The organism is Actinomadura sp. RB99 (assembly GCF_014706005.1).
Classification (GTDB): Bacteria; Actinomycetota; Actinomycetes; order Streptosporangiales; family Streptosporangiaceae; genus Spirillospora.
Window position 1 is genome coordinate 18173 of record NZ_JABMCA010000071.1, and the last position, 21923, is coordinate 40095.

At 75.1% G+C, this 21923-nt stretch carries 21 protein-coding genes; 10 read left to right on the forward strand and 11 right to left on the reverse strand.

Going from position 1 to position 21923, the window contains the following annotated elements; genetic code table 11:
- Nucleotides 1-129 precede the first annotated feature (129 nt).
- On the reverse strand, nt 130-1137 hold the full coding sequence (locus amrb99_RS39875; RefSeq protein ID WP_190866309.1) for a cation diffusion facilitator family transporter: 1008 nt from the start codon (nt 1135-1137) through the stop codon (nt 130-132).
- A gap of 64 nt (nt 1138-1201) precedes the next feature.
- Nucleotides 1202-2362: an AMP-binding protein gene (locus tag amrb99_RS39880; RefSeq protein WP_190866311.1), complete on the reverse strand. Its 1161-nt coding sequence runs from the start codon at nt 2360-2362 to the stop codon at nt 1202-1204.
- A gap of 101 nt (nt 2363-2463) precedes the next feature.
- Here amrb99_RS39880 and amrb99_RS39885 point away from each other — a divergent pair, with 101 nt between their 5' ends.
- From amrb99_RS39885 to menD, 3 genes are all read left to right on the forward strand, one after another.
- Nucleotides 2464-3363 (forward strand): 1,4-dihydroxy-2-naphthoyl-CoA synthase, encoded by a 900-nt coding sequence (locus amrb99_RS39885; RefSeq protein ID WP_190866314.1) that lies wholly within the window; start codon nt 2464-2466, stop codon nt 3361-3363.
- A 63-nt stretch (nt 3364-3426) separates the two neighbouring features.
- On the forward strand, nt 3427-4386 hold the full coding sequence (locus amrb99_RS39890; RefSeq protein ID WP_190866316.1) for an o-succinylbenzoate synthase: 960 nt from the start codon (nt 3427-3429) through the stop codon (nt 4384-4386).
- A complete protein-coding gene (gene menD, locus amrb99_RS39895; protein ID WP_190866318.1) occupies nt 4383-6050 on the forward strand; it encodes a 2-succinyl-5-enolpyruvyl-6-hydroxy-3-cyclohexene-1-carboxylic-acid synthase in 1668 nt (555 codons plus the stop codon). Before amrb99_RS39890 ends, menD begins: the two co-directional genes overlap by 4 nt.
- A gap of 150 nt (nt 6051-6200) precedes the next feature.
- On the opposite strand, the gene amrb99_RS39900 is transcribed toward menD, so the two are convergent.
- Nucleotides 6201-6914 carry a diguanylate cyclase gene (locus amrb99_RS39900; protein ID WP_190866321.1) on the reverse strand — a complete coding sequence of 238 codons (714 nt, stop codon included), beginning with the start codon at nt 6912-6914 and terminating at the stop codon, nt 6201-6203.
- A gap of 133 nt (nt 6915-7047) precedes the next feature.
- Nucleotides 7048-7854 (reverse strand): tyrosine-protein phosphatase, encoded by an 807-nt coding sequence (locus amrb99_RS39905; RefSeq protein ID WP_190866323.1) that lies wholly within the window; start codon nt 7852-7854, stop codon nt 7048-7050.
- A 221-nt stretch (nt 7855-8075) separates the two neighbouring features.
- Between amrb99_RS39905 and amrb99_RS39910 the strand changes: the two genes are divergently transcribed.
- Nucleotides 8076-9101, forward strand: a complete 1026-nt coding sequence (locus amrb99_RS39910) for an acyl-CoA desaturase (RefSeq protein WP_241756370.1) — start codon at nt 8076-8078, stop codon at nt 9099-9101.
- A 13-nt stretch (nt 9102-9114) separates the two neighbouring features.
- Nucleotides 9115-9930: an Fpg/Nei family DNA glycosylase gene (locus amrb99_RS39915; protein ID WP_190866328.1), complete on the forward strand. Its 816-nt coding sequence runs from the start codon at nt 9115-9117 to the stop codon at nt 9928-9930.
- Between the two features lie 27 nt (nt 9931-9957).
- Here amrb99_RS39915 and amrb99_RS39920 read toward each other — a convergent pair whose 3' ends face one another.
- The 4 genes from amrb99_RS39920 to amrb99_RS39935 form a co-directional block, all read right to left on the reverse strand.
- The gene (locus amrb99_RS39920) at nt 9958-11004 is read right to left on the reverse strand and encodes a WYL domain-containing protein (protein ID WP_190866330.1); all 1047 of its coding nucleotides are present in this window, start codon (nt 11002-11004) and stop codon (nt 9958-9960) included.
- Nucleotides 11005-11046: 42 nt separating this feature from the next.
- Nucleotides 11047-12282, reverse strand: a complete 1236-nt coding sequence (locus amrb99_RS39925; RefSeq protein ID WP_347257052.1) for an isochorismate synthase — start codon at nt 12280-12282, stop codon at nt 11047-11049.
- A 249-nt stretch (nt 12283-12531) separates the two neighbouring features.
- Complete coding sequence (locus amrb99_RS39930) at nt 12532-13128, reverse strand: biotin transporter BioY (RefSeq protein WP_347257053.1); 597 nt, start codon at nt 13126-13128, stop codon at nt 12532-12534.
- Between the two features lie 103 nt (nt 13129-13231).
- The gene (locus amrb99_RS39935; RefSeq protein ID WP_190866336.1) at nt 13232-14005 is read right to left on the reverse strand and encodes a spermidine synthase; all 774 of its coding nucleotides are present in this window, start codon (nt 14003-14005) and stop codon (nt 13232-13234) included.
- A 109-nt stretch (nt 14006-14114) separates the two neighbouring features.
- On the opposite strand from amrb99_RS39935, the gene amrb99_RS39940 reads away from it, so the two are divergent.
- Nucleotides 14115-14963, forward strand: coding sequence for an SDR family oxidoreductase (locus amrb99_RS39940; protein ID WP_190866338.1), 849 nt, complete (start codon nt 14115-14117; stop codon nt 14961-14963).
- A gap of 47 nt (nt 14964-15010) precedes the next feature.
- Here the strand turns inward: amrb99_RS39940 and amrb99_RS39945 are convergent, their stop codons facing one another.
- Complete coding sequence (locus amrb99_RS39945) at nt 15011-15772, reverse strand: SDR family NAD(P)-dependent oxidoreductase (RefSeq protein WP_190866340.1); 762 nt, start codon at nt 15770-15772, stop codon at nt 15011-15013.
- Between the two features lie 207 nt (nt 15773-15979).
- Here amrb99_RS39945 and amrb99_RS39950 point away from each other — a divergent pair, with 207 nt between their 5' ends.
- The 3 genes from amrb99_RS39950 (at nt 15980) to amrb99_RS39960 (ending at nt 18537) form a co-directional block, all read left to right on the forward strand.
- The gene (locus amrb99_RS39950; RefSeq protein ID WP_190866342.1) at nt 15980-16867 is read left to right on the forward strand and encodes a helix-turn-helix transcriptional regulator; all 888 of its coding nucleotides are present in this window, start codon (nt 15980-15982) and stop codon (nt 16865-16867) included.
- 68 nt (nt 16868-16935) lie between these two features.
- The gene (locus tag amrb99_RS39955) at nt 16936-17532 is read left to right on the forward strand and encodes a GNAT family protein (protein WP_190866344.1); all 597 of its coding nucleotides are present in this window, start codon (nt 16936-16938) and stop codon (nt 17530-17532) included.
- 18 nt (nt 17533-17550) lie between these two features.
- Nucleotides 17551-18537, forward strand: coding sequence for a trypsin-like peptidase domain-containing protein (locus amrb99_RS39960; RefSeq protein ID WP_190866346.1), 987 nt, complete (start codon nt 17551-17553; stop codon nt 18535-18537).
- Nucleotides 18538-18606: 69 nt separating this feature from the next.
- On the opposite strand, the gene amrb99_RS39965 is transcribed toward amrb99_RS39960, so the two are convergent.
- The gene (locus amrb99_RS39965) at nt 18607-19644 is read right to left on the reverse strand and encodes a helix-turn-helix domain-containing protein (protein ID WP_241756371.1); all 1038 of its coding nucleotides are present in this window, start codon (nt 19642-19644) and stop codon (nt 18607-18609) included.
- A gap of 107 nt (nt 19645-19751) precedes the next feature.
- Between amrb99_RS39965 and amrb99_RS39970 the strand changes: the two genes are divergently transcribed.
- Nucleotides 19752-20516, forward strand: a complete 765-nt coding sequence (locus amrb99_RS39970; protein ID WP_190866357.1) for an NAD(P)H-dependent oxidoreductase — start codon at nt 19752-19754, stop codon at nt 20514-20516.
- 69 nt (nt 20517-20585) lie between these two features.
- Here the strand turns inward: amrb99_RS39970 and amrb99_RS39975 are convergent, their stop codons facing one another.
- Complete coding sequence (locus tag amrb99_RS39975) at nt 20586-21887, reverse strand: MFS transporter (protein WP_190866359.1); 1302 nt, start codon at nt 21885-21887, stop codon at nt 20586-20588.
- Nucleotides 21888-21923: the final 36 nt, after the last annotated feature.

A 21923-nucleotide genomic window follows, 5' to 3' on the forward strand; every position in this document is an offset into this window, starting at 1 on the left:
GGAGGGATCGCGAGGGGGGCGATCCGGTCCTTCGTGGTGCCCGCTCGGGGGCGTTTCATGCCGTCCTACCCCGCGAATCCTGACCTTACTTCGTAAAGGCGTCGGGCGGTGGCACTGTGACCAACGCCACTAGACCTCCGGGCTCTTCGGCCGCAGCGTCCGGCCGTACCGGGCGATCACGCGTTCCCGCAGCTCGGGGTCGTCGCGGGGGACCGGTTCCAGGAAGACCTCGTCGATCTCCTCGTGGGCGTCGCGCAGCTCGCGCGCCATCCGGACGCAGGCGCGCTCGACGTCGGCGGCGGTGAGCGCGTCGCGGAAGTCCAGGCGCGCGCAGACCAGCACCCGGTCGGCGCCGACCGTCATCGTGATGATGTCGACGACCCACTCCACCTCGGGCGCGGCGTACAGCCGGGCGCGGACGTCGTCGACGATCCGGGGATCGGCCTGGTTGCCGATCAGCAGGTTGAGGTTGATCCGGCCGAGGACGAGGGCGACGACGGTGAGCAGCACGCCGATGAGGACCGACCCGATGCCGTCCCAGACCGCCGAGCCGGTGGCCTGGTGCAGGCCGAGCCCGCCGAACGCCAGGAGCAGTCCGACGAGCGCGGCGGAGTCCTCGAGCAGGACGCTGATCGCGGTGGGCTCGTCGGTGCGGCGGATGTAGGCGAAGAACGGCAGCGCCTCCTCGCGGGCCGCGGCGCGGGTCTGCCGGAGGGCCTGCTGCCAGGAGATCCCCTCCAGGACGAACGCCACCGCCAGCACGACGTACCCGACCAGCGGGTCGGCCTCGGCGCCCGAGCGGGCCCCGATGAGCGTCTCGAACCCCTGGTAGTAGGAGAACAGCGCGCCCATGCCGAAGATCGCGACGGCGACGAGCAGCGTCCAGATGTAGCGCTCCTTGCCGTACCCGAAGGGGTGGCGGCGGTCGGCGGGGCGGCCGCTGCGGCGCAGCCCGACCATGAGCAGGATCTCGTTGAAGGTGTCGGCGACCGAGTGCGCGGCCTCGGCGGCCATCGACGCCGAGCCGGTGATCAGCGCGGCGACGATCTTGGCGACGGCGATGCCGAGGTTGGCCAGGAGCGCCAGGAGGACGGTCAGGCCGCTCTCGTTCTCCGGTTCCTCGCGCTGTCCGCCCATGCCGCTCGTCCTCCCCCGATCGCCGCCGTGCCATGCGCCCCGCGCGCCCCGCGCGGTACGGATGTCACCCCGGGGTGCGCAGGCGGGCGCGGTCGGGCTTGCCGGAGGCCAGCAGCGGGATCGCGTCGACGAGCTCCAGCTCGCGGGGCGCGGCGCAGGCGGGCATCGTCTCGCGGACGAAGGCGCGCAGCTCGGGCAGGCCGGGCGCGTCGGCGGCGGGCACCACGACGGCGGTGACGCGCTCGCCCCACTCGGGGTCGGGACGTCCCACCACGACCACGTCGCGGACCTTGGGATGCCTCGACAGCGCGGTGGCGATCTCGCCGGCGAGGACCTTCTCGCCGCCGGTGTTGATGACGTCGTCGACCCGGCCGCGGACGCGGAGCCGGCCGTCCTCGTCCAGGGCGCCGAGGTCCTGGGTGACGAACCACTCGCCGTCGCGGACCGCGGCGGTCTGCTCGGGGCGCAGCCGGTAGCCGCTGAACAGCGACGGCCCGGCGAGGCGGATCCGGCCGTCGGCGCCGAGCCCGGCGCGCATGCCGTCCAGGGGCGTGCCGTCGTACACGCAGCCGCCGCAGGTCTCGCTCATGCCGTAGGTGGTGAAGACGCGGCCGCCGCGCTCGCGGGCCTCGGCGAGCAGGCCGGGCGCGGCGGCGGCGCCGCCGAGGACGATCGCGCCGAGCCGGGACAGGTCGGTGCCGGCGTCGAGCAGGCGGCGCAGCTGCGTGGGGACCAGGGAGATGTGCACGGGTCCCGCGGCGGCGACGGCGGCGGTGTCGAAGCGGGGCGTGATGATCGGGTCGGTGCCGGCGAGCAGGGACCGGACGAGGACCTGGACACCGGAGATGTGGCTGGTCGGCACGCAGCACAGCCAGCGGTCGCCGGGGGCGGCCTCGATGCGGGCGAGGGTGCCGGCGGCGGAGTGGCGCAGCGCGGCGGCCGTCAGCTCGACGAACTTGGGGGCGCCGGTGGAGCCGGACGTGGCGATCAGCACGGCGGTGCCGTCGGCGGGCGGGGCGTGCTCGCCCACGGCCCGGTAGGGGGCGAGGCCGTCCTCGGTCTCGACGGCGTCCGGGGCCAGCGCCTCCAGCATCGCCTCCAGCGCCGGCGCGGGAAGCTCGGGGGAGAGGGGGCAGACGGCGGGGCCGCCGTCGAGGGCGGCGGCGAGCGCCCGGAACAGCCGGGGCCCGGGCGGCAGTACGACGGCGTGGAGGCGGCGATCCATGATCTCATCAGGGTAGGCGACCCCGCTGAACGCGTTCAAACCGCGGGGCGGTTGAATGGGCTCGACCCGGATCGACGCGGGCCCCGACGGGAGAGGAACACATGGTCTCGGAGCTGTTCGACGCGGACGCCTGGAAAGAGGTCGAGGGGTTCGGCTTCACCGACATCACCTACCACCGGGCCGTGGACCAGGGCACCGTCCGGATCGCGTTCGACCGGCCCGAGGTGCGCAACGCGTTCCGCCCGCACACGGTCGACGAGCTGTACCGGGCGCTGGACCACGCCCGGATGTCGTCCGACGTCGGCTGCGTGCTGCTGACCGGCAACGGGCCGTCGCCCAAGGACGGCGGGTGGGCGTTCTGTTCGGGCGGCGACCAGCGCATCCGCGGCAAGGACGGCTACAAGTACGCCGAGGGCGAGACGGCCGAGACGATCGACCCGGCGCGGGCGGGCCGGCTGCACATCCTGGAGGTGCAGCGGCTGATCCGGTTCATGGGCAAGGTCGTGATCTGCGTGGTGCCGGGCTGGGCCGCGGGCGGCGGCCACAGCCTGCACGTGGTGTGCGACCTGACCCTCGCCAGCCGCGAGCACGCCCGGTTCAAGCAGACCGACGCGGACGTGGCGAGCTTCGACGGCGGTTTCGGGTCGGCGTACCTGGCGCGGCAGGTCGGGCAGAAGTTCGCGCGGGAGATCTTCTTCCTCGGCGACGCCTACGACGCCGAGGCCGCGCACCGGATGGGCATGGTGAACGCGGTCGTCCCGCACGCCGAGCTGGAGGCGACGGCGCTGGAGTGGGCCCGCAAGATCAACGGCAAGAGCCCGACGGCGCAGCGGATGCTGAAGTACGCGTTCAACCTCATCGACGACGGACTGGTGGGCCAGCAGGTGTTCGCCGGCGAGGCGACGCGGCTGGCCTACGGCACCGACGAGGCCGCGGAGGGACGCGACGCGTTCCTGGAGAAGCGCGACCCCGACTGGTCGCGCCACCCGTGGTACTACTAAGGGTCCGGCTCACGACGTGGTCCGGAATAGCGTGATTCGGTAGGCAGGTCAGGGGGTCAGCGGGTGCGGGTCTTCGCCATCCCGATGCGGACGCGGTTCCGCGGTGTGACGCGGCGGGAGGGCGTGCTGTTCCAGGGCCCCGCCGGGTGGGGGGAGTTCTCGCCGTTCGCCGACTACGGGCCGGCCGAGTGCGCCCGCTGGCTGGCGGCCGCGCGGGAGGCCGCGCACGAGGGCTGGCCCGCTCCGGTCCGCGACCGGATCCCGGTGAACGTGACGATCCCGGCGGTCGGCCCCGACCGGGCGTTCGAGATGACGAAGGCGTCCGGCTGCCGGACCGCGAAGGTGAAGGTCGCCGAGCGCGGCCAGGACGACGCCGACGACTTCGCGCGGGTCGAGGCCGTCCGCGACGCGATCGGGCCGGACGGCCGGGTGCGCATCGACGTGAACGGCGGCTGGGACGTCGACCACGCGGCGCGGATGATCCGGTCGCTGGACCGGTGGGAGCTGGAGTACGCCGAGCAGCCGTGCGCGACGCTGGACGAGCTGGCGCGGGTGCGGCGGATGGTGGACGTGCCGATCGCGGCGGACGAGTCGATCCGCCGCGCCGAGGACCCGCTGAAGGTCCGGGCGGCGGGGGCCGCGGACGTGGCGGTGCTGAAGGTGCAGCCGCTCGGCGGGGTGCGGGCGGCCCTGGAGGTCGCGGAGGCGTGCGGGCTGCCGGTGGTGGTGTCGAGCGCGGTGGAGACGTCGGTGGGGCTGGCGGCGGGCGTGGCGCTGGCCGCCGCGCTGCCGGAGCTGCCGTACGCGTGCGGGCTCGGGACGCTGTCGCTGATGGACGGCGACGTCGTGCGGGATCCGCTGGGGGAGCGCGGCGGGGAGATCGAGGTGCGGCGGCCGGTGGTGGACGAGGAGGCGCTGCGGCGGTTCGCGGCGCCGCCGGATCTGGAGGACGCCTGGCGGCGCCGCGCGGCGGACGCGCAGGCGTTCCTGCCGGGCCCGCCGCTGGTCGAGGTGGGCCGGTGAACCCGGCGACCGCGCTGGCGACGGTCCTGGTCGACGAGCTGCTGCGGTGCGGGATGACCGACGCGGTGCTGGCGCCGGGGTCGCGGTCGGCGCCGCTGGCGCTGGCGCTGCACGCCGCCGAGGAGGCCGGCCGGGTCCGGCTGCACGTGCGGATCGACGAGCGGTCGGCGTCGTTCCTCGGGCTGGGGCTGGCGAAGCGGTCGGGGCGTCCGGTGGCGCTGGTGTGCACGTCGGGGACGGCGGCGGCGAACTTCCATCCGGCGGTGGTGGAGGCGCACGAGTCGGGCGTGCCGCTGATCGTGCTCACCGCGGACCGTCCGCCGGAGCTGCGCGACACCGGCGCGAACCAGACGATCGACCAGGTGAAGCTGTACGGGACGGCGGCGCGGTGGAGCACCGAGGTCGGCGTGCCGGAGAACCGTCCGGGGATGGTGGCGTACTGGCGGTCGCTGGTGAGCCGGGCGTGGGGGCTGGCGCAGGCGCCGGTGCCGGGTCCGGTGCATCTGAACGCGGCGTTCCGCGAGCCGCTGATCCCGGATGGGGACGAGTCGTGGTGCGAGCCGCTGGACGGCGACGCGACCGGGGCGTGGACGAAGGTGCGGGCGGCGACGCCCGGGTCGGTGCTGCACGTCCCGCCGACGCGGCGCGGCGTGCTGGTGGTCGGCGACGGCGCGGTCAACGTCAAGCGGTACGTGGCGGCGGCGTCGATGGCGGGGTGGCCGGTGCTGTCGGAGCCGAACGGGAACGCCCGGTACGGCGACCACGCGCTGACCTCGCACCATTTCCTGCTGGGGATCCCGGAGTTCGTGGAGCGGCACCGTCCCGAGGTGGTGGTGACGCTGGGCAAGCCGGGGCTGTCGCGGCCGCTGCTGTCGCTGCTGCGGCGGGCCGAGGAGCACATCGTGCTGGCCCCGGACCTCGCGCACTGGCCGGACCCGGTGCGGTCGGCGACGCAGGTGGCGCCGGAGATCGAGATCCCGGTGGTGTCGGGCGACGACGCGTGGCTGAAGTCGTGGCGGTCGGCGGACCTGGTCGCCGCGGCGGCGGTGGACGCGGTGCTGGACGGCGTCCCGGAGGTGAGCGAGCCGCGGCTGGCGCGGGACCTGGTGGCGGCGATGCCGGGCGGGTCGCTGCTGTTCACGGCGGCGAGCATGCCGATCCGCGACCTGGACCAGGTGATGCGCCCGCGGCGCGGCATCCGGATCATGGCGAGCCGGGGGGCCAGCGGGATCGACGGGCTGGTCTCGACGGCGATCGGGGCGGCGCTGGCGCACAGCGGCCGCTCGTACGCGCTGCTGGGGGACCTGGCGTTCCTGCACGACCAGAACGGCCTGGTCATCGGGCCGCACGACCGCCGTCCGGACCTGGCGATCGTGGTGGTGAACAACCAGGGCGGCGGCATCTTCTCGCTGCTGCCGCAGGCGGCGCTGGCGGGTCCGTTCGAGCGGGTCTTCGGCACGCCGCACCAGGTGGACCTGGAGGCGGTGGCGGCGGCGCACGGCGTCCCGTACCGGCGGCTGGAGGCGGCGGCGGACGTGCCGAAGGCGATGGCGGGGGAGGGGCTGCGCATCGTGGAGGCCCGCACCGACCGGGAAGCGAACGCGGTGCTGCACGCGGAGATGCGCAAGGCGGCGCACGCTGCCGTCCGGGAGCTGTTCGGTTGAGAGACACCCGAGACGAGGGGCCGGCGTGCGTCGGCCCCTCGTCTCGATGTTTCAACCCTCATTTTACAATGTAAAGGCGCCGGGCGGGTTGCACCTCCTCCGCACCCGAAAACCAAGAACCCCTCACCGAAAAAGAAGAGCCTTCGCAGGTCATTCGGCGGTGGCGTGCTCCGGGTCCGCAGGGATGGACAGAGTGGGGGTCGGTGCCGGCGTGGTGGTCGGCTGCGGTTCGAGGGTGGGGCGGGCGCGCAGGCAGCGGACCATTTCCTCGGCATAGGGGAGGGCACCGAAGACGCCCATCGCGGCCAGCAGCGCGATCCGGGTCCGGCGGGACAGCGGGTCACGGCGTTTCAGCCGGAGGCGGAAGTCGGGACGGCCGTCCTGGCCGACGAGGGCGCGCGCCTGGTCCCAGTACAGGACGGTCAGGAAGCCGGTGGCCATCAGCGGGACGACCTCCAGCAGGCTGTGGATGTGCTGCTCCAGCGGGGTGACGCGGCGGCGCTCCTCGGCATAGCTGACGTCCCAGTACGCGGTGGCGCCGTGGACGGCGAGGGCCCCGGCGCAGGTGGCCAGCACGCCGGGGTTGACCTCGCAGAACAGGCCCAGGGTGACGGGGACGCCGGCCTCGGCCATCATCAGCGAGTGGATCATGGACTCGCGGGCGCCGGCGGTGGTCTCGATGTGCGTCCTGCGGTGCCGGTGCCAGTCGGCGAGGCCGGCGCCGAGCCAGAGCGGCAGCACGCCGCCGATGAGCCAGCGCCGGGTGGCGGTCTCGACGCCGAGGGCGCGGCGGACGTCGCGGGGCCGGACGGTGGGGTCGGCAAGGGCGCGCAGGGCGGCGATGTGCGGTGAGCGCAGTTTCATCGGCGTTGCCTCCGGGTTGGTGTCGGGTGTTCCCGGCGCTACCCGTGAGGTGCGGCCGTACACGTGCGCCGCGCCGCTCGCGAGGCGGTCGCGGCGGCGCGGGGTTATGCGGTGGTGCGTGCGGTGGGGCCGGTCAGCCGAGGAGGCGGTCGCGGAGGGCGTCGGTGTCCTCGCCGGTCCAGCCGTGGCCGGCGAGCCAGCCCTCGGTGCCGCCGAACTCCTCGTCGATGCGGGCGAGGAGCTTTTCCATGATGGCGGCGTGGGGGACGTGGGTGTCGGCGGGACGGGAGTCCAGGTCGGCGGCGTAGGTGTCGCTGTTGCGCAGGCGTCCGAGGACGGCGTCGATGCGGTCGCCGGTCATGGCGTAGTCGGCGACGATCGCTTCGCGGGTGACGCCGGCGAGGTCCAGGGCGAGGGCGCAGACGACGCCGGTGCGGTCCTTTCCGGCGGCGCAGTGGACGAGGGCGGAGCCGTCGGTGCGGGTCATGACGCGCAGGGCGGCGGCGATGTTGTCGCCGCGGTCGCGCAGGTAGCCGAGGTAGTGGCCGGTGGAGCGGTCGAGCTCGGTGCCTCCGGCGTCGCGGTCCTGCCAGGGGAGCGCCTTGTCGACGTCGGCGCGGTCGGGGGTGTCGGCGGTGACGTCGGTGCGGCGGCCGCCCTCGGGGAACAGCGACAGGTGGTGCAGGGTGACGGAGGGGACGCGGGCGAGGGGGCCGGGGCCTTCGAGGCGGACCTCGGCGTCGCTGCGCAGGTCGATGACGTTCTTGAGGTGGTACTCGTCGAGGAGGATCCGGACGTCGGTGACGGTGAGGTCCTGGAGGTTGTCCGAGCGCAGGACGCGGCCGCGCCGGGTGGTGCCTCCGTCGGCCGTGGGGAGACCGCCGAGGTCTCGGGCGTTGACGGCACCGTCCAGGTCGATCCACCGCGTCGGTTCGCTCATGACTTCTGACCCTATATGGACGGGATGTTCCGTCTTCGATGCAGGGTCGGCGTCGGGGGTGGTCGCGGGCTCGTCCGGGTGGTCCGCGGGGGCGACGGCGGATGGGGGGTACCGGGACCTGGGAGCCAGGGCGGGGTTGGCTCCGCAGCGTGGCGACCGTTTGATGATCGTCTCCGTAGCTTCGGGTCAGTCAGCGCACCGACGATCCGATGGAGGCCCCGATGACCGCGACCCTCGACGCCCCGCCCGCCCGGGCGGCCGGCAGTGATTTCGCTCCGCTGGCGCGGCAGGTCCGCGCGAGCGGGCTGCTGGACCGGCGTCCCGGATACTACGCGCGGGCGATCGGGCTGAATCTCGCGGCGACGGCGGCGGTGTGGGCGGCGGTCGCGTGGGCGGGGGCGAGCTGGTGGGCGGTGCTGCTGGGGATTCCGCTGGCGGTGCTGTCGGCGCGGACGGCGTTCCTGGGGCATGACGCGGGGCATCGGCAGATCGCGCGGTCGGCGCGGGCGAACCGGCTGCTGGGGCTGGTGCTGGGGAACCTGCTGCTGGGGATGGGGCAGGGGTGGTGGAGCGACAAGCACAACCGGCATCACGCCAATCCGAACCATGTCGGCAAGGACCCGGACGTGGGGGAGGGGGTCCTGGCGTGGACGGAGGGGCAGGCGGCGCGGCAGCGGGGGCTGCTGCGGTGGGTGGCGCGGCATCAGGCGGGGTTGTTCTTCCCGTTGCTGACGCTGGAGGGGCTGAACCTGAAGGTGGGCAGCGTGCTGTACCTGCGGGGGAGGTCGCGGCGGGAGCGGCTGGTCGAGGGCGGGCTGCTGGCGTTGCACGCGGTGGGGTACCTGTCGCTGGCGTTCACGCTGCTGTCGCCGGGGAAGGCGGTCGTGCTGATGGTGCTGCACCATGCGCTGTTCGGGGTGCATCTGGGGGCGGTGTTCGCGCCGAACCACAAGGGGATGGCGATGCCGGAGCCGGGTGAGCGGTGGGGGCATCTGCGCAGGCAGGTGCTGACGTCGCGGAACGTGCGGGGCGGTGTGGTGGTGGACTGGCTGATGGGTGGCCTGAACTACCAGATCGAGCACCATCTGTTCCCGGGGATTCCGCGGTGCAGTCTGCGGCGGGTGCAGCCGCTGGTGCGGGCGCATTGCGCGGCGGTGGGGCTGCCGTTCACCGAGACGGGGCTGGTGGAGTCGTACCGGCAGGCGCTGTCGCACATGCGGGAGGTGGGGGCGCCGCTGCGGTCGTAGGATTGCGGGCGTCATGCCCGAAGGACATACCCTCCATCGTCTGGCCGCCGAGCACCGTCGGGTGTTCGGCGGCCGTCCCGTCGCCGCCGAGAGCCCGCAGGGCCGGTTCGCGGCGGGTGCGGCCGAGATCGACGGTCGCGTGCTGAGCGCCGCCGAGGCGTACGGCAAGCATCTGCTGCTGGAGTTCGACGACGACCGCGTTCTGCACGTCCATCTGGGGATCTATGGGACGTGGCGGTTCGGCGGGTTGCCGGTGCCGGAGCCGCAGGGGGCGGTGCGGTTGCGGTTGTCGGGTGCGGGCGGGCACGCGGATCTGCGCGGTCCGAACGCGTGCGAGCTGCTGGAGTGGGGTGAGGTGAAGCTGCTGGTGGATCGGCTGGGGCCGGATCCGTTGCGGGCGGACGCGGATCCGGGGCGGGCGTGGGCGCGGATCTCGCGGAGCCGGACGAGCATCGCGGCGCTGCTGATGGATCAGTCGGTGGTGGCGGGGCCGGGGAACATCTACCGGGCGGAGGTGCTGTTCCGGCAGGGGATCGATCCGATGCTGCCGGGGCGGGCGCTGTCGGAGGGGCAGTGGTCGGCGATCTGGGCGGATCTGGTGGTGCTGATGGCGGAGGGGGTGCGGTCGGGGCGGATCGACACGGTGCGTCCGGAGCACATGCCGGAGGCGATGGGGCGTCCGCCGCGAGTGGACGATCATGGTGGTGAGGTGTACGTGTACCGGCGGGCGGGGGCGCCGTGCCTGGTGTGCGGGTCGGTGGTGGCGTCGGCGGAGCTGGCGGCGCGGAATCTGTTCTGGTGTCCGGGGTGCCAGCCTGCGGCGCGGTGAGGCTGTACGGGTGAGGCTGTGTGGGGGTCAGTGCAGGTAGCGGTCGGCGAGGGCGCGGGCGGTGTCGGCCATCATGGCGCGCAGTGGCGGTGGGTCGAGTACTTCGATGTCGGCGCCGAGTTTGAGGAATTCGACGTGGGCGTGGCGGAGTGATTCGACGGGGAGGGTGACGGTGGTCCAGCCGGTGGGGTCGGGTGGGCCGGCGTTGTCGTGGACGGCGCGTGCCATGACGGGTGGCATGAGGAGTGCGGCGCGTTGGAGGCCGTTGGGGTTGAGGCGGACGGTGGCCTGGTCGCGGTAGGAGTCGGCTTCGAAGCGGGCGGCGTAGGCGTCCCAATAGGCGGCGAGGTCGAAGCCGGGTGGGCGTTCGAAGCGCTGGGGGAGCGGCTGGAGGGTGAGGATCTTGGAGACGCGGTAGGTGCGCGGCGGCGCCGCGTGCGCCGGTGCGGTGTCGGTCGGTTGGGCGTCCGGCTGTTCGGTGTCGGTCGGTTGGGCGTCGGGGTGGTGGGTGCGGGCGATGAGGTACCAGGTGCCGGCCTTGAGGACGACGCCGATCGGTTCGAGGACGCGTTCGACCTGCTGGGGGCGGGCCCAGCGGCGGTACAGGACGCGGATGCGCTGCTGGTTCCAGACGGCGTCGGCGACGGGCTGCAGGTGGGGGACGTCGTCGGGGGCGCGGAACCAGCCGGGGGCGTCGAGGTGGAAGCGTTCGCGGATGCGTGCGGCGCGGGAGCGCAGGTCGGGTGGGAGGGCCGCCATGAGTTTGAGTTCGGCGGCGGCGACGACGTCGCCGAGGCCGAGCTGGGAGGCGGGGCCGGGCATGCCGGACAGGAAGAGGGATTCGGCTTCGCCGGTGGTGAGTCCGGTGAGGCGGGTGCGGTAGCCCTCCAGGAGGCGGTAGCCGCCGTCGGGGCCGCGGTCGGCGTAGACGGGGACGCCGGCGGCGGACAGTGATTCGACGTCGCGGTAGACGGTGCGGACCGAGACCTCGAGTTCGTCGGCGAGGTCGCGGGCGGTCATGCGGCCGCGGGTCTGCAGCAGCAGGAGCAGGGACAGCAGGCGGGACGCGCGCACGTGACCAGTGTGGCGTGGCGGGCGGGGTGCCGGTGGGGCGGGTCAGCCCTGCAGGGCGTACTGCATGGCGCGGAACTTGGTGCGGGCTTCGGCGAGTTCGGCGGCGGGGTCGGAGTCGGCGACGATGCCGCAGCCGGCGAACAGGCGGGCGCGGGTGCCGTCGAGTTGGGCGCAGCGCAGGGCGATGCCCCATTCGCCGTCGCCGCGGGCGTCGACCCAGCCGACGGGGCCGGCGTAGCGGCCGCGGTCCATGCCCTCGAGTTCGCGGATGAGGTCCATGGCGATGTCGGTGGGGGTGCCGCAGACGGCGGGGGTGGGGTGGAGCGCGGCGACGACGTCGAGGACGGAGCGGTCGGCGGCGAGGCGGCCGCGCAGGGGGGAGGCGAGGTGGTGGAGGTTGGGGAGGGTGAGCAGTTCGGGTTCGGCGGGGACGTGCAGGCGGGCGCACAGGGGGTCGAGGGCGTCGCGGACCATGTCGGCGGCGTAGCGGTGCTCTTCGCGGTCCTTGGCGGAGGCGAAGAGGCGGGCGGCGCGGTCGCGGTCGTCGTCGGGGGTGTCGCCGCGGGCGGTGGTGCCGGCGAGGACGAGGGATTCGATGTCGCCGCCGGTGCGGCGGATGAGCAGTTCGGGGGTGGCGCCGACGAGGCCGGCGCAGGAGAAGGTGTAGCAGCCGGGGAACCGGTCGGCGAGGCGGCGCAGCAGGACGCGGGCGTCGATGGGGGCGTCGGCGTGGACGGTGAGGTCGCGGGCGAGGACGACCTTGCCGAGGGCGCCGCCGCGGATGCGCTGGACGGCGGTGGCGACGGCGTCGCCCCAGGCGTGCGCGGGCATGGCTCCGTCGCCCCAGGTGAGGCCGGTGGGGGCCTGGGGTTCGTGGACGAGGGAGAGGGGGTCGGCGTCGTCGCCGATGGTGGTGAGCCAGGCTTGGCCGTCGCGGCGGCCGAGGACGCGGCGCGGGACGATGAGGACCGAGTCGGGGGATTTGGGGTCGAAGGCGAATCCGCCGAAGGCGACCGGGCCGGTGCCGGGCAGGGCGACGGGGTCGTCGATGTCGGCGGCGCCGAACAGTTCGCGCAGGAGGGCGGCCGCGGTGGTGAAGCGGTCCTCGCCGCCGGGCAGGGTGATGCGGGCGGCTTCGCCCCAGCCGACGATGCCTTCGCCGTGGCGGATCCAGGCCAGGGCGGAGGGGTGCGGAAGTCTCGAGACGAGGTCGCCGGGGTCGGCGACCGGGGCGGTGCGGACGACGAGGCGGTCCGGTGCTGTCACGGCGAGCTTCACGCAAGCCACTGTACGGCAGAATTGAACCTGTTCAAACAGGCGGGGCGGCGGCGTCCGGTGAGGTGTGCGCCACATCGCGGCGGGCGCTCACGACCTGCACATGCCCGCTCCGCCCGCACCCATGCATCGCGCCCGCGCGTCCCCTCGGCACCCCTCTGCGCCTCTGCGGCGGCTTCCCGGCGGGCGGTTCCTGCGCGTCCGCCCCCGTGCCGTGAGGCTCCACGGCACGGGGGCGGGTGAGGCGGTGCGTCAGGAGGCGCGGCCGGTGAGGCGGCCCGTCAGCTTCCATGCCGCCGGCAGCAGCGCCGCGGCGAGCGCGACCTTCAGCGCGTCGCCCGCCAGGAACGGCGTCACGCCCAGGTGCAGCGCCTTGCCGAGTCCGACGTGCAGGGACGCCATCAGGTACGGGACGCCCGCCGCGTACATGATGGCGGTGCCGGTCAACATCGTCGCGACGGTCCGCAGCGGGGTGCGGTCGCCGCCGCGCTCGGCGAGGCGGCCGACCACGGCGGCGGCGACGACGAAGCCGAGGACGTAGCCGAACGTCGGGAAGCCGGCGCCGGAGGCGCCGTCGGTGAACCAGGGGACGCCCGCCATCCCGGCCAGCAGGTAGACGATCATGCCGAGTCCGGCGCGGCCGAAGCCGAGCGCGGCGCCGGCCAGCAGCACCGCGAAGGTCTGCCCGGTCACGGGCACGGGGGTGCCGGGCAGCGGTACCGCGATCTGGGCGGCGACGCCGACGAACGCGGCCGCGCCCGCGACGAGCGCGGCGTCGCGGGCCAGGGAACCGGGCAGCAGGTCGCCGAGGACGGCGGGACCCCGCCGGGCGGCGTGAGCAGTGGCCACTGAACCTCCCATTAAAGGTGTTGTCAGCCGAAACCTAGCGAACGGGTCATCCGGAACCGAGCGCGCGGTCGACAGAAACGGCCGCCCCGGGTTTGTCCGCCGCCTACGGGCGCGGGCGGCGGGCCAGGTACACCATGTCCGGCTCGCCGCGCGGGACCGGCACCGGCAGCGCCTCCACGCGCGCGAACCGGGTCGCGAGCAGGTCCTGGAAGCCGGGCGCGGCGCCCGCGCTCCACACCGCCAGCACCCCGCGCGGGCTGAGCCGCCCGGCGAGCAGGTCCAGCCCGTCCGGCCCGTACAGGCGGGCGTTGCCGGGCGTGACCGTCCAGTCGGGGCCGTTGTCGATGTCCAGGCACACCGCGTCGAACCCCGCCCCGTCGACACCGGCGACCCCGGCGACACCGTCTGCCGGGTCGGCGGCGACGACGTCGAGGAGGTCGGCGCGCACGAGCGCGACGCGGGGGTCGTCGAGGCCGCCGCGCGACCACGGCCGCAGCGGCCCGGCGTGCCAGCCGACCACCGCCGGTTCCCGCTCCACCACCGTGACGTGCCCGACGGCCGGATGCGCCAGCGCCTCGGCCAGGGAGAACCCGACGCCGAGCCCGCCGATCAGCACCCGCAGCGGCTCCCCGCCCGGCTGTCCGTCCGGCTGCCCGCCTGGCCCGTGGGCCCCGGAGCCGTCCCGGTCGAGGGCGGCGTCGACGGCGGCGCGGACCAGCAGCCGCTCGGACTCGCCGTTGCGGGTGTCCATCAGGAACATCCCGTTGCTGATGATCTCGTAGTCGGCGCCCGCCCGGCGCAGCACCAGCTCCCCGCCGACGCCCGCGGCGCGCTCCACGACGACCGGTTCCGCCCGGCCTTCCCCGATCACGTCCATGGCCCCGACCCTAGCCACCCGAGGCGCTCCGCCGGGCCCGAGCGCCGGGGGCGCCGTGCCGCCGCCGGGGTCTGGGCGGGGGACGGGCGGGTCGGCTACGGTGCCGGGCATGCCCGACCCCTCCGCGCGTCCCCCCGCGCAGCCCGCGCGTCCCTCCGTCCCGCCCGCGGTCCCCGGCGGGCCGCTGCTGCCCGGCCGCCGCATCCTGGTCGTCGGCGCCGGGACCCGGCCCAGCGACGACCCCGAGGCGCCCGTCGGCAACGGCCGCGCCATCGCCGTCACCGCCGCCCGCGAGGGCGCGCAGGTCGCCTGCGCCGACGTCGACGAGGACGCCGCGGGCGCGACCGCCGGGATGATCGCCGCCGAGGGCGGCCGCGCGCACGTCGTGATCGCCGACGTCACCGACCCCGAGTCCTGCGACCGTGTGGTCACCCGGGCGGCGGAGAAGCTCGGCGGCCTGGACGGGGTGGTGTTCAACCCCGGGATCGGCATCGGCTACGGGATGGCGGGCACCGGCCTGGCCGACTGGGACCGCGTCATGCAGGTGAACCTGCGCGCCCCGTTCCTGGTCGGCAAGGCGGCGCTGCCCGCCCTGGACGCCGGTGCCGCGATGGTGTTCATCGGGTCGCTGGCCGGCACCAAGCCCGGGTCGCGGTCCCCGTCCTACGACGCGTCCAAGGCCGGGCTCACCGGGCTGGTCCGGCACATCGCCGCCGAGGGCGCCGGGCGCGGCGTGCGCGCCAACGTGGTCGCGCCCGGCCTGATCGACACGGTCATGGGACGCGACGCCTCCGGCGGCAACGCCGGCCGCGACCGCGTCGCCGCGCTGATCCCGATGCACCGGCAGGGCACCGCGTGGGAGGTCGCCGACGTCGTGGTGTTCCTGCTGTCGCAGCGCGCCGCCTACGTCACCGGGCAGGTCGTGCACGTCGACGGGGGCCTGTCCACCCTGCGCTGACCCCCTGCCCGGCGCCTGTTCCCGGGAGCCGCCCCCCGGCCGGGGTATCAGCCTTGGCGGCCGGGGAGCATGCTCAGGGCCTGGGAGCGCTGTGCGACGAGATCGGCGTAGGTGCCGTCGCGCTCGGCCCAGCGGTGCATGAGGACGCCCTTGACGAGGATCTCGTCGGGGGTGGGGTCCGCCGAGAGCAGGTCCATGACCTCGGTGGCGAAGTCATCGAGCGGCAGCGCGTGCGGGTTCACCGTCTCCTGGCCCGCCGTGGCGACGGCCGGGGGGACGAGCTCGACGACCTCGACGCCGGTGCCGTCGAGTTGCGCGCGCAGCGCCTCGGAGTAGGCGTGCACCGCGGCCTTGGAGGCGGCGTAGGTGGGCATGGGCGGGAACGGCAGGAACGCGATGCCCGAGGTGACGGTGACGAAGGTGCCGGCGCCCCGCCCGACCAGGTGGGGGGTGAAGGCGTCGATGACCCGGATGGTGCCGACGAGGTTGGTGTCGATCGTCGTCTCCGCCGCGGGGAAGTGCGCGGGGTCGCGCAGGTCCTCCAGGAGCATGACGCCCGACATGGTCACCACGGTGTCCAGGTCCGGGTACCGGGCCAGGACGGCGTCACGGGCGGACGCGACGGACGTACCGTCGGTGACGTCGACGGCGAACGTGCCGAAGCCCTCTTCGGCGAGGTCGGAGAGCGCCTCCGCGCTGCGGCCGCCGACGGCGACGGTGCTGCCCGCCGCGGCGAACCGGCGGGCCAGCTCCCGCCCGATGCCCGAGGTCCCGCCGACGATGAAGACGGTGCGGTTGGAGATGTCCATGAGATCTTCCCTTCCAGTCCAGGGCGCCGGCGGCGTTCAGGCCCGCCGGCGCGGACGGCGATGTCCGTCCTTCTCGAATCCGTCCTTCTCGAAAAGGACGCTGTGACCGCAGTCTCGGCGGGATCCGCCGAGTGCGGCAGGGCCCCCGTTCTCCCTGGTCCTGGCAGGGCCCCCTTTGGAGACATGCCCACCGCATACGGTGGAGTCATGAAGGACGAGGATTCCGGCAACCGGCTCGGCAGCTACCTGCGCGCCCGCCGCGAGCTGGTCACTCCCGCGCAGGCGGGACTCCCCGCCGGGGGCAACCGCCGCGTGCCCGGCCTGCGCCGCGAGGAGGTCGCCCTGCTCGCCGGGATCAGTCCCGACTACTACCTGCGCCTGGAACGGGGCCGTGACACCAACCCCTCACTCCAGGTCCTGGAGGCGCTCGCGCGTGTCCTGCGGCTCGACGACGTCGAGCGGACGTATCTGCTGGGCCTGACGGCGGCGCGCCCCAGAGCGCCGCGCCGCAAGCGGCCCGAGCACGTCCCGGCGCGCGTGCACGAGCTGCTCGCCCACCTGCAGGTCCCCGCGTTCGTCGAAGGGCGCGCGTTCGACGTCCTGGCCTCCAACCCCATGGCCGTCGCGCTGTCCCCGCGCCTGCGGCCCGGCCAGAACCGGCTCCGCTCCCTCCTCCTCGATCCCGAGGAACGGGCCTTCCACCAGGACTGGGCCAGAGCCACCGCCGACTTCGTCGCCGCCCTGCGCACCACCATCGGGGACGACACCGACGATCCCCGGTTCGTCGAGCTCGTCGGAGAGCTCGCCCTGTCTAGCCAGCGGTTCCGCACCCTGTGGGCCCGCCACGACGTCCGCGCTCTCGACGGAGGCACCACCACCGTCCACCACCCCGTCGTGGGCGACCTGCGCCTGCACCGCGACAAACTCCCCATCGACGACGTCATCCTCGTCGTCTACTACCCCGACAAGGGCAGCGACAGCGACGAGAAACTGCGCCTCCTCGCCGCGCTCTCGCACACCAAGCCCGCCGGCGCCGCCCGCGACGAGCAAGCCCGCGACGAACCGGCCGGCGACCCGTACCCGACGGCACCCTGACGCACGACGGGCTCCGCCCGGGGCGGGCGGGTCGCGCGGCGGGAGCGGTCCGCCCTACGGTGACGGCCATGAACGATCATGTGGAGTTGCGGCCGGTCGCCGAGGCGGACCTGCCGGTGATCGAGCGGCTGCGCACCGACCCCGAGCTCGCCGGGCCGTTCCTGTGGGAGGGGTGGAGCGACCCGCACCGGTTCCGGCGCCGCTACGAGCAGGACGGGATGCTGGGGGAGGACACCGGCACCCTCGCCGTCGCCCGCGCCGAGGAGGTCCTCGGGATCGTGTCCTACCGGCGCGTCCCCATGGCCGGGTCGCTGTGGTGCTGGAGCATCGGGATCTCGCTGCTGCCGGCGGCGCGGGGACGCGGCGCCGGGTCCCGCGCGCAGCGGCTGCTGGTGGCGTACCTGTTCGCGCACACCACCGCGCACCGCGTGCAGGCCGAGACCGAGGTCGACAACATCGCCGAGCAGCGCGCCCTGGAGAAGGCCGGTTTCACCCGCGAGGGCGTGATGCGCGGGTACGGCTTCCGCGACGGCCGGTACCGCGACGAGGTGCTCTACAGCGTCCTGCGCTCCGAGGTCCGCGGCAACGGCGGCCCCCTGACCGGCTCCGACCGGCACCGGGGGGAACACTCCGCCGCTTCCGGATGTTGCGCGGTAATGTTGTAATCATCTGGAGGTGTCGCGATGTCCCCCGAACCCCGCCAGAGCGCCCGCCCGCCCGATGACGACGGGCCCGCCGCGGACGCCCTGGACGCCTACTCCGCCGCCGTGTCCGCCGTCGCCCGCGAACTCACCCCCCGCGTCGCCGCGCTGCGCGTCCGCCACCGCCGCGGCGAGGGAGCCGGATCCGCCGTCGCGTTCACCGGCGACGGGTTCCTGCTCACCAACGCCCACGTCGTCGGCGCCGCCGCCGGCGGGCAGGCCGCCTTCGCCGACGGCTCCACCGCCGACTTCACCGTGGTCGGCACCGACCCGCTGTCCGACCTCGCCGTCGTCCGCGCCGACGGCGACGTCCCCGGCCCCGCCACCCTCGGCGACAGCGACCGCCTCGTCGTCGGGCAGCTCGTCGTCGCCGTCGGCAACCCCCTCGGCCTCGCCGGGTCCGTCACGGCCGGGGTGGTGTCCGCGCTCGGCCGGTCCCTGCCCGCCCGCAGCGGCGGCACCCCCCGCGTCATCGAGGACGTCATCCAGACCGACGCCGCCCTCAACCCCGGCAACTCCGGCGGCGCCCTCGCCGACTCCCGCGGCCGCGTCGTCGGGATCAACACCGCCGTCGCCGGCGCCGGGCTCGGCCTCGCCGTCCCGATCAACGCCACCACCCGCCGCATCATCGGCGCGCTGATGCGCGACGGCCGCGTCCGCCGCGCCTACCTCGGCCTGGTCGCCGCGCCCGTCCCGGTCCCCGCGGCGCTGCGCGCCCGCACCGGGCAGGACGAGGCGCTGCGGGTCGCCGAGGTCGTCCCCGCCAGCCCCGCCGACCGCGCCGGGCTGCGGCGCGGCGACCTGGTCCTCACCGCCGGCGGGGAGCCGGTGTCGCACGCCCAGTCCCTGCAGCGGCTGATGTTCGCCGACGCCATCGGCCGGCCCCTGCCGATCACCGTCGTGCGCAACGGCGCCATGGTCGACGTCATCGCCGAACCCACCGAGCTCACCGACACCGAACCCGCCTGACCCCCGCCCGCCGCCTGCGGCCGCCGCGGGCGCGCGGGCGGCGCGGCAGCCAGCCCGCCGGCCGCGGGGTCAGCCCGCCGGGCGGCCCGCACCCGGCCCGGAACCCGGCCCCGCGCCGGCGGCGGGACCCGAGCCGGAACCCCGGAACGTCGCCCGGTACGCCGACGGCGACACCCCCACCGCCGCCTGCAGACGCGCCCGCAGCGACGCCGCCGTCCCCAACCCCGACCGCTCCGCCACCCGCTCCACCGGCAGATCGGTCTCCTCCAGCAGCTGCCGCGCCCGCTCCACCCGCTGCCGCGCCAGCCACACCGCCGGCGACACCCCCGCCTCCTGCCGGAACCGCCGCGTGAACGTCCGCACGCTCATCGACGCCTGCGCCGCCAGCTCCGCCAGCGTCAGCGGCTCGGCCAGCCGCTCCAGCGCCCACTCCCGCGCCGGACCCGTCGACGCCTCCCGCGGCGCCGCCACCGGACGCGCGATGAACTGCGCCTGCCCGCCCTCCCGGTGCGGCGGCACCACCGTCCGCCGCGCGACGTCCCCCGCGACCGCCGCGCCGTGGTCCCGCCGGATCACGTGCAGGCACAGGTCGATCCCCGCCGCCTCGCCCGCCGAGGTCAGCACGTCCCCCTCGTCGGCGTACAGCACCGCCGGATCCAGGTCCACCCGCGGGAACATCGCGCTGAACCGGTCCGCCGACAGCCAGTGCGTCGCCGCCCGCCGCCCCTCCAGCAGACCCGCCGCCGCCAGCACGAACGCGCCCGTGCAGATCGAGGCGACCCGCGCGCCGCGCCGGTGCGCCTCGACCAGCGCCGCCGGCACCGGCCCCGCCCCCGGGCACCGCTCGTCCAGCTCGTGCGACGCCGGCACCACCACCGTGCCCGCCCCCTCCAGCGCCTCCAGCCCGAACGGCACGTGCACCTGGAAATCGGCGTCGGTGCGCACCGGCCCCGCCGCCACCCCGCACGACACCACCTCGTACAGCGGCTCCCCGGCCGCCGACCGCGCCCCCCCGAACAGCTGATGCACGATCCCCAGCTCCATCGGCAGCACACCCTCGCGCACCAGCACCACCATCCGATGCCGGCCGCCTCCACTCCCGCTCATGGCCCGATCCTTGCACATGATGGCCGACCGGCCACTCGTGACGGTCGACCCGCCCCGGCAGCATCGGAAACGGACCACCCGACCGCACCCCGCAAGGAGGACTCCCGATGAACGTGCTGTGGGTGTTCGCCCACCCCGAACCGCGCTCCCTCAACGGCGCCCTGCGCGACCACGGCACCGCCACCCTGCGGCGCCACGGCCACCGCGTCCGCCACTCCGACCTTTACGCGATGCGCTGGAATCCCGTCGCCGGACCCGGCGACGTCGCCCACGACCCCAGCGAACCCCTGCGCCTGGGACCCGCCACCGAGCGCGCCCGCGCCACCGGCGCGCTCGCCCCCGACATCCGCGCCGAACACGCCAAACTCGACTGGGCCGACGCCCTCGTCCTGCAGTTCCCGCTGTGGTGGCACGGGATGCCCGCCATCCTCAAAGGCTGGTTCGACCGCGTGTTCGTCCAGGGCTACGCCTTCGGCGTCCACGACGACGACGGCCGGGCCCGCCGCTACGGCGACGGCGGCCTGACCGGGCACCGCGCCCTCGTCGTCACCACCGCCGGCGCCCGCGCCACCGGCCTCGGCCCCCGCGGCGTCCACGGCGACGCCGAGGACATCCTGTTCCCCCTCCTGCACGGCACCCTGTTCTACAGCGGCATGGACGTCCTGCCGCCCCTGGTGATCACCGGCGCCGACCGCGCCGGACCCGCCGAGCACGCCCGCGCCGCCGCCCGCCTCGACCGGCGCCTCACCGCCCTGCCCACCGCCGACCCCATCCCCTACCGGCCCGAACGCGGCGGCGGCTACGACGACGACCTGGTCCTGCGCCCCGACCTGGCCCCCGGACGCACCGACCTCGCCGTCCACCGCACCTGACCCCGCACACCCCACCCCGCCCACACCCCACCCCGCGCACGAGCACCGGCCCTCACCGCCTCCCGCGCCTCACCCACCCGCTCCCGCGCCGGTGTCGGCGGTCCGGGCGGCGGCGCGCGGACCGGAGCGCATCGCCGCCCCATGCCGCACCAGCGCCGCCGCCGCCAGCGCCCCCGCCAGCCCACACACCCCCGCCCACCCGAACCCCCCGTACGCCCGGGCCGCCAGCCACGACCCCGCCGCCCCGCCCAGATACCCGCACGTCATGTAGGCGGTGTTCACCCGGCTGCGCGCGTCCGCCCGCAACCCGTAGTTGCGGACCTGATTGGCGACCATCCCCGACTGCATCGCCACGTCCAGCAGCAGCGACCCCGCCGCCAGCCCCGCCAGCCCCACCGCGCCGCCGACGCACCCCACCGCCAGCACCCCCGCCGACACCACCACCCCCGCCATCGCCCACAGGCTCACCGCGTCCGCGCCCCGCCTGTCCGCCGCCCGGCCCGCCACCGGCGTGCACACCATCGTCGCCGCGTTCACCAGAGCCAGCGCCCCCACCGCCGGCCCCCCCAACCCGTACCGGGAACCCGCCAGCAGCAGCGCCACCCCCGTCCACACCGCCGAGAACGCACCGAACACCGCCGCCTGGTAGAAGCACGACCGCCGCAGTTCCGGCTCCTCCCGCAACAGCGCCAGCGGCTCCAGCAGCAACCGCCCGTAGCGCTGCCCCGACGGCGGCACCGTCACCGGCAGCCCGCGCGCCAGCACCACCGCGAGCACCAGCGCCAGCGCCGCCGCCACCAGATACGGCGACCGCCACCCCAGCCACTGCGCCAGCGGCCCGCCCAGCGACCGCGACAGCAGCATCCCGCCCAGCGACCCGCTCAGCATCACCCCGCTCACCCACCCCCGCCGCGACGCCGGAACCAGCCCCGCCGCCATCGGCCCCACCACCGGCGCGACCACCGTCGCCGCCCCCGCCGCCGCGCTCGCCGCCACCAGCACCCCCGCCCCCGGCGCGGCGCCCGCCACCGCCAGCGCCGCCGCCGTCACCGCCAGCAGCACCACGATCAACCGCCGGTGCGCCACCCGGTCGCCCAACGGCACCAGCAGGAAGATCCCCGCCGCGTACCCGAACTGCGCCGCCGACACCACCCCCGCCGCCGTCCTCGCACCCACCCCCAGCCCCGCCGCGACCGCCGGAGCCACCGCCTGCGGGAAGTACACGTTCCCGACCGCGACCCCGCACGTCACCGCCAGCAACACGATCACACCCCGGCCCGCACCCGCCGCCGCCGTGGCGGCGGCGGGTGCGCCGCCCGTGCCACCGCCCGCCGCGTTCGTGCCCGCCGTGTTCGCTGCGCTCGTCGTCATGCCCACGAGTCGATCGCGGAGGCCCCGCCCGGCAGA